The 7,487-nt window shown below is 36.6% G+C and carries 5 protein-coding genes and 1 pseudogene; 4 read left to right on the forward strand and 2 right to left on the reverse strand.

Features of this window, described 5'->3' with window-relative positions:
* Positions 1-55 precede the first annotated feature (55 nt).
* Positions 56-1,090 (forward strand): diacylglycerol/lipid kinase family protein, encoded by a 1,035-nt coding sequence (locus JCM15092_RS11560; protein WP_024994799.1) that lies wholly within the window; start codon positions 56-58, stop codon positions 1,088-1,090.
* A 3-nt stretch (positions 1,091-1,093) separates the two neighbouring features.
* Here the strand turns inward: JCM15092_RS11560 and JCM15092_RS11565 are convergent, their stop codons facing one another.
* Positions 1,094-1,798, reverse strand: a complete 705-nt coding sequence (locus tag JCM15092_RS11565) for a tRNA1(Val) (adenine(37)-N6)-methyltransferase (protein WP_024994800.1) — start codon at positions 1,796-1,798, stop codon at positions 1,094-1,096.
* A gap of 169 nt (positions 1,799-1,967) precedes the next feature.
* On the opposite strand from JCM15092_RS11565, the pseudogene lon reads away from it, so the two are divergent.
* The 3 genes and pseudogenes from lon (at position 1,968) to JCM15092_RS11580 (ending at position 6,809) form a co-directional block, all read left to right on the forward strand.
* Positions 1,968-4,429 (forward strand): annotated as a pseudogene (lon, locus tag JCM15092_RS15945) (endopeptidase La).
* Positions 4,430-4,438: 9 nt separating this feature from the next.
* Positions 4,439-5,569 carry a tRNA guanosine(34) transglycosylase Tgt gene (gene tgt, locus JCM15092_RS11575; RefSeq protein WP_024994801.1) on the forward strand — a complete coding sequence of 377 codons (1,131 nt, stop codon included), beginning with the start codon at positions 4,439-4,441 and terminating at the stop codon, positions 5,567-5,569.
* Positions 5,570-5,579: 10 nt separating this feature from the next.
* Positions 5,580-6,809, forward strand: coding sequence for an LptF/LptG family permease (locus JCM15092_RS11580; RefSeq protein ID WP_024994802.1), 1,230 nt, complete (start codon positions 5,580-5,582; stop codon positions 6,807-6,809).
* Positions 6,810-6,840: 31 nt separating this feature from the next.
* Here JCM15092_RS11580 and JCM15092_RS11585 read toward each other — a convergent pair.
* A partial coding sequence (locus JCM15092_RS11585) for an HAD family hydrolase (protein WP_369384657.1) occupies positions 6,841-7,487 on the reverse strand: 647 nt, incomplete at its 5' end.

Raw genomic sequence — 7,487 nt, forward strand, 5'->3', positions numbered from 1 at the left:
ATATGAGCGAAATATATTACATTTGCAAGCATTGTAATCAACTATACAATATGATATGATCAAGAAGAAAAAGATAATTTTTATTGTTAATCCCAAATCAGGAACTCAGGGTAAAAAAAATATCATTAAGATTATTAAAGAGCGCATCGATAAGAAGACTATTGATTATGTTATTGTTGAGACAAAACATGCTGGACATGCTGTTGACCTTGCAAAAGAGGCAGCAGATAACGGAGCGGATGTTATTGTTGCAATTGGTGGTGATGGGACTGTCAATGAGATAGCTCGTTCTCTTATTCATACAAATACTACCCTAGGTATTATACCATGTGGATCTGGTAACGGATTGGCAAGGCATCTTGGAATTCCTATGGAAATTAAAGGTGCTGTTGACATTATCAATGATGGCGAGACTGTATGTATAGATTATGGTAAAATTAATTCACGACTCTTCTTTTGCACTTGTGGCGTAGGCTTCGACGCTTTTGTAAGCTTAAAGTTTGCAGACTCTAAAAAACGAGGACTCCTCACCTACCTTGAGAATACTCTACACGAGAGCCTCACTTATGTTCCTGAGACATATGAGATAGAGAATGAAGAGGGAACAATAAAGTATAAAGCTTTTCTTATTGCCTGTGCTAATGCATCTCAATATGGTAATAATGCATATATTGCTCCTCAAGCATCACTTACTGATGGGCTGATGGATATAACAATCATGGAACCATTTACAGTTCTTGATGTGCCATCACTATCTTTCCAACTATTTAATAAGACAATCGATCAGAATAGTAGAATAAAGACTATGAAATCGAAGAAGATTAAAATTCATCGCTCTTCTGTTGGAGTAATTCATTTCGATGGTGACCCTGTTATAGAAGATAAGGATCTTGAGGTAGAGATCATACCTCAAGGCTTAAATGTTATCGTTGGAAAGAAGAGTAAAGATGAACCATCAGTAAATGTAATACAACAGATGTTGGAATATTTCAATGAACTGACTCCAATAGAGAAAGAGGCATTTAACATAAAGTATAGCAGATTATTTAATCTAAATAAGCAACTACTCCGACGTCTTTCTAAAAAATAGGAATTACATTTTAAGATAAAAATCTTTGGTGAGTTTGATATACTCATCACTATAGTTATGCCGTGATTTTTCTATCACAATATCCTCATATACAGTATCTTTTTGGTCTCTGCTAAGCTCTACCATCACTCTTTTAACGTTGCTATCGGGTAATGGATAGACCTTTGCCACTCTCTCGGGGTATAACTTGTTATTTATACCATGCTCAATCACCTCTTCATAATAATTGTAAGGTAATATGATTGACAGTCGTCCGCTTTCATTAAGAATTTCTGCTGATTTTTCTATTAGTCGCTTATAATCCAAGGTATCACAGCTTCTGGCTATGCTCCTGGACTTGTCGGGACTCTTGATCTGTTCAGTAAAATATGGTGGATTTGAAACAATCACATCATATCTGACGTTGTCGAACAGGCAGAAATCGCTGTTTATTATCTCTATTCTCTCTCTCCATTCTGTATCATATGCATTCTGAGCGGCCTGTTCAACTGCATCGGAATCTATATCAACACCTGTAATACGTGCATATGGATTACGTTGTGCAGCGATAATAGATATTAATCCCGTTCCACATCCTACATCCAATATAGTTCGTGCATTATCAAAATTTGCCCAGGCAGCAATAAGTACTCCGTCTGTACCGACTTTCATTGCACACCTCTCCTGATGTATCGTAAATTGTTTGAATTTAAAGAAATTGTTTGCCATATATTTTAAAAAAAGTTCAAAGATTAAAAATAAAGAGATTTAATCAAATTTATTTGAACTTAAAAGCCATTATTTGTTATACATACTTCCTAAATCAAGATTGAATCATTAAATTTGCAGCTATTTAGGCTTTATTTTATTATATAAAAGGATAAAGAGAGAAATTAACATGAAAAGAAAAAACAATAATTTATTCCTCAACTCTGACAATGATGAAATTTCAATGCTTGCTGAGATTAAGACAGAGGCTTTAGAGGGAGAAACTGAAATCGATATTAATAAAGATATTCCCGTTATCCCTTTAAGAAACATGGTAATGTTTCCCCAAGTTGTAATGCCTATTACTGTCGGGAGAGTAAGCACTCAGAAACTGGTTAACGCTGCTTTTAAAAATAGTCAGTTGGTGGCTGTTGTCTGCCAAAAACATGGTGATATTGAATATCCTGAATTTGAAGATCTTTATCATATAGGTGTACTAGTGAAGATTCTGAGAATTTTCGATATACCTGGTGGAAACATGACCGTTTTTGTTCAATCTGCAGGACCAAAGATAAAACTTGAAAGCATTGTTCAGTCTGTTCCATATCTTATGGGTAGAATATCATTCATTCCGGAAGATAATAATAGCAAGAAAAATGATGAGTTTATAGTTCTTATAGACTCTTGCAAAGAGCTTGCAAATAAATATATAGAGATCTCAGAGAAACTAAGTCCTGATACAGCTATAGCTATCAAGAATATAGATTCGGCTGAGATGCTCCTTAACTTTATATGTACTAATTTCCCTTTCACTGTTGAAGAGAAGATACGTCTTCTTAAACTAGACTCTCTGGAATCAAGAGCATACGAGCTTCTTCAAATTCTCAACCGAGAGAATCAGCTCGCTGTGATACGTCAGGATATCCAGATGCGTACACGCGAGGATATTGATAAACAGCAGAGAGAGTATTTTCTGCAGCAACAGATAAAGAATATACAGAATGAATTAGGTGACAGCCAGCAGGATCAACTTGATGAGCTTAAAGAGAAGGCAAAAAAGAAAAAATGGGATAAGACCACTGCTGAACTATTTGAACATGAGTTAAGTAAGTTGGAACGTATGAACTCTCAGGCTCCTGATTATAGTGTTCAGTTGAGCTATCTTCAAACACTTCTTTCATTACCTTGGAATGTATATACTCATGATAACATTAATATAAGTAATGCTGAAAGGGTATTGAATAAGGATCATTACGGTTTGGAAAAGGTAAAGGAGAGAATTCTTGAACACCTTGCTGTCCTAAAGTTCAAGGATGATATGAAGTCACCTATCGTCTGTCTATATGGCCTCCGGGAGTTGGTAAGACATCTCTTGGTAAATCCATTGCTTCTGCACTGAAGAGAAAATATGTACGTATGTCTCTTGGAGGTGTTCATGATGAAGCTGAGATCAGAGGACATAGAAAGACATATATCGGTGCTATGCCTGGGCGTATAATTAAGAGTCTTATTAAGGCAGAGTCATCTAACCCTGTGATTATTCTAGATGAGATAGATAAATTGGGAAGTGATCATAGAGGGGATCCAAGTTCTGCTCTTCTTGAAGTACTTGACCCGGAACAGAATAACACTTTCCATGATAACTATATCGATACAGATTATGATCTATCAAAGGTGCTCTTTATAGCAACTGCCAACAATATTAGTACTATACCTGCTCCTCTTTTGGATAGAATGGAACTTATTGAGGTAACAGGTTATATCACTGAGGAGAAGGTAGAGATAGCTAAACGCCATCTGATTCCTAAGGAGATTAATAATTGTGGCTTGAATAAAGATAATATCAAGTTCTCTAAAACTGCTATTGAATATATTATCGAGAATTATACCCGTGAGAGTGGAGTTCGTGAATTAGAGAAGAAGATAAATAAGATAATGCGTAAGCTTGCACTTCGTTTTGCAAAAACCGGAGAGCAGACAGCTATCAATATAAAAGTATCTGATGTCGAAGAACTGCTTGGCACACCTATATTTTCACGTGATAAGTATCAGGGAAATGAGTATGCCGGTGTTGTTACAGGACTTGCCTGGACTGCTGTTGGTGGCGAAATTCTATTTGTTGAGACAAGTCTTAGCAAAGGAAAAGGTTCTCAACTTACATTGACAGGTAATCTGGGAGATGTTATGAAGGAGTCTGCCATGCTTGCTTTGGAATACTTAAGATCACATGCTTCTCTTTTTGATATTAATGAAGCGATCTTTGATAACTGGAATATTCATATTCATGTTCCAGAGGGCGCTATACCAAAAGATGGACCATCTGCAGGTATAACTATGGTGACATCACTTGCTTCTGCTTTCACACAGAGAAAGGTGAAAGACAAATTGGCTATGACCGGCGAGATAACCTTGCGTGGAAAAGTTCTTCCTGTAGGTGGAATTAAGGAGAAGATACTTGCAGCAAAACGTGCAGGTATAAAAGATATTATTCTATGTGATGAGAATAAGAAAGATATAGAGGAGATTCTGCCTATCTACCTTGAAGGACTGACCTTTCATTATGTATCTGATATAAAAGAGGTTATAAAATTGGCTCTTACCGAAGATAAAGTTAAGGATGCCATTGATTTTAAAATAAAGAAAGAAAAATAGAGAAGATAAATGACATTTGAACTACAATATAATGATCCTAAATCAAATGCAAGAGCAGGATTAATAACTACTGATCATGGTAAGATAGAGACACCTATATTTATGCCGGTTGGTACTTTAGGCTCTGTAAAAGGTATACACCTTCATGAGTTGAAAGATGATATTAAGGCACAGATAATTCTTGGAAATACATATCATCTATATCTTCGTCCGGGACTTGAGGTTATTGAGGGTGCTGGCGGATTGCACAAATTCAATGGTTTCGACAAACCTATGCTTACTGATAGCGGTGGTTTTCAGGTGTTTTCTCTTTCAGGAATAAGAAAACTTAAAGAAGAGGGCGTGGAATTCCGCTCTCACATTGATGGTTCTAAACATCTATTCACACCTGAGCGTGTGATGGATATTGAGAGAACTATTGGTGCCGACATTATGATGGCATTCGATGAGTGCCCTCCTGGAACCTCTGATTATGAGTATTCAAAGAAGTCTATGGAACTTACTCACCGCTGGTTGGACAGATGTTTTACAAGATTCAACGAGACTGATCCAAAGTATGGGTATAAACAGTCACTTTTCCCTATTGTACAGGGTTGTACATACACTGATCTTAGAAAGCGTTCCGCAGAATATATTGCTTCTAAAGGTGCTGATGGTAATGCCATTGGCGGTCTTGCAGTTGGTGAACCAACAGATGTGATGTACGAGATGATTGAGGTAGTAAATGAGATATTGCCAAAAGATAAGCCAAGATACCTGATGGGCGTAGGAACTCCCGTAAATATCCTTGAGGGTATTGAGAGAGGTGTAGATATGTTTGACTGTGTAATGCCTACACGTAATGGTAGAAATGGTATGCTCTTTACAAAGGATGGTATAATGAATATGCGCAACAAGAAATGGGAGAAAGATTACTCTCCTATTGAAGCAGATGGTGCATCTTATGTTGATACCATGTATTCACGTGCTTACCTGCGTCATCTTTTCCATGCAGAGGAGCTGCTTGCCATGCAGATTGCATCTATACATAATCTGGCATTTTATCTCTGGCTTGTAGGTGAGGCAAGAAAACATATAATAGAAGGCGATTTTTCCACTTGGAAAACAATGATGGTGAAAAGAGTATCGACAAGATTATAATACATTTCTTATGAAAATTTGGTTTAAAAGAGGTAAAACCCCAAAGAATAAGTTAAATTCTGAGTCCCAGGAGAAGAAGAAAGAGAGTTTCAAAAAGAGACTCACGAATTCTCTGAAAAAGATTAAGCCACAAAAGGATTGGTTTACTCTTGGAAGATGGATAAAGAGGCTTGACAGATATATCATCGTTAAGTTTCTTGGTACATACTTCTTTGCCATTGCGCTTATTATAACGATCTCTGTAGTATTCGACATAAATGAGAATATCGATAAGTTCATAAACAACAATGCGCCTGTGAAGGCTATCATATTTGACTACTATTTGAACTTTATCCCCTATTTCACGAATATGTTCAGTCCGCTGTTCGTATTTATTGCCGTAATATACTTCACATCTAAGCTTGCCGAGAACTCTGAAATCATAGCTATGTTCTCAACGGGTATGAGTTTTAAGAGGATGATGCGACCATATATGATTTCTGCTGCGATTATTTCTGTTGTTACATTCTCACTTGGAGCATATGTCATTCCAAAGGGCAATGTAACCCGTCTGAATTTTGAAGATAGATATAAGAAAAAGAAGAAGCAGAACTTCGTTAGGAACGTCCAGCTGGAAGTGGACAGCGGAGCGATTGCATATATTGAGAGATATGAGGATTACAATAAGACAGGTTACCGATTTTCACTTGATAAGTTTGAAGGGAAAAAACTTGTATCACATCTTACAGCCAGCAGCATCAACTATGATTCTACAAGCGTAGATAAATGGTATATCAATGATTATATGATAAGGGAGATGTATGGTATGCGTGAGAAGATAACCAAAGGTACTCGCAAGGATACGATAATTTATATGGACCCGAATGATTTTCTAATCATGAAAGGACAGCAACAGACTATGACCAGTCCTAAGCTTAGTGAATACATTACTAAGCAGAAAAAACGAGGATTTGCCAATATCAAGGAGTTCGAGATAGAGTATTACCAAAGAATAGCGATGTCGTTTGCTGCATTTATCCTTACCACGATAGGTGTTTCATTATCTTCAAGGAAAGTAAAAGGAGGAATGGGATTACATCTTGGAATAGGCCTGGCGCTAAGTTTCTCATACATTCTATTCCAGACAGTCTCGGCAACTTTCGCAATCAATGGTAATGTACCGCCACTTATAGCAGTATGGATTCCAAATGTTCTTTATACTATTATTGCAATATACTTATATAGAAAAGCCCCTAAATAAAGGGGCTTTCTTTTATCTATTAAGAGAATAATCAATCGTTTTCTAAAAGCTTTTCAATCTTGTCACGCCAGTCTTCCCTGTTTTTTGTCAGCAATGTTTTGAAACCTATCTTGTTTCCAGCTTCAATATTCTGTTCGCCATCATCGACAAAAAGAGATTCTTCAGGTAAAATGCCTGAGTCGCTAATAAGGTATTCAAAAATCTTTCTATCCGGTTTCACACTCTTAATCTCGTATGAAATGTATGCTCTGTCTACGTAATGATCTATAGATAGCCCCTCTTCAGTAAACTCCTTACTTCTTGCCCACTTCATAACAAAAGGATTGGTATTGCTAAGTAGAAATACCTTGTAGCCTCTTTGACGTAGTGATAGAATATAATCAAGCTTATATTTCTCAGTATTTACAATAAATGCATTCCAACCATCGTAAACCTGTTGATATGTAAGATCTTTATTACAAAGTGCTCTTAACTTCTCAACAAACTCCATCTCACCTATCTCGCCATTCTCACACTGAAGGAAGATACCTTTCTGATGATATTTATCCAGATATTCATCTGCCTTATTTACACCTATTGACTTAAACTTCCTCACAGCATTTTCTCTGTCGAGGTCTAATATTACTCCTCCGAAGTCGAATATTATATTTCTAATCTTGCTCATATTATATTTTCTAT

It is taken from the genome of Phocaeicola paurosaccharolyticus JCM 15092, from assembly GCF_000613805.1.
GTDB classification, from domain to species: domain Bacteria; phylum Bacteroidota; class Bacteroidia; order Bacteroidales; family Bacteroidaceae; genus Phocaeicola; species Phocaeicola paurosaccharolyticus.